Here is a 284-nt window from a genome sequence, read left to right as displayed (position 1 = left end):
ACTCGTGACGTGGTTCGACGAGGCCGACAGCCTGACGCCCGGGGTGTACCGGTGACGACGATCGAACCACTCGTGAGCGATCAGACGCCAATGGTCAGGATTGTCGTGTTGACCTTTGACGGTGGACAACTGACCCTCGACTGTCTCGCATCCATTACCGCACTCGATTGGCCTCAGGACCGGCTAGAGATAATCCTGGTCGACAACGGTTCTTTGGACGATGTGGCTGAACGGGTCCGCGAGGAGTTCCCCACCGTGCGGGTTCTTGAGCCCCTGCAGAACCT

The 284-nt window shown here is 59.5% G+C and carries 1 protein-coding gene; it reads left to right on the top strand.

The window, feature by feature from the left end:
* Positions 1-72: 72 nt before the first annotated feature.
* Positions 73-284 (top strand): glycosyltransferase (locus tag HOP58_RS22925; RefSeq protein WP_234261943.1); only part of this gene is annotated, 212 nt, incomplete at its 3' end.

The sequence above is a fragment of the Halomonas sp. MCCC 1A11062 genome (assembly GCF_021404355.1).
Classification (GTDB): Bacteria; Pseudomonadota; Gammaproteobacteria; order Pseudomonadales; family Halomonadaceae; genus Halomonas; species Halomonas aerodenitrificans.
Note: the sequence above shows the minus strand (reverse complement) of the source record. Positions and strands in the feature narration are given on the sequence as shown.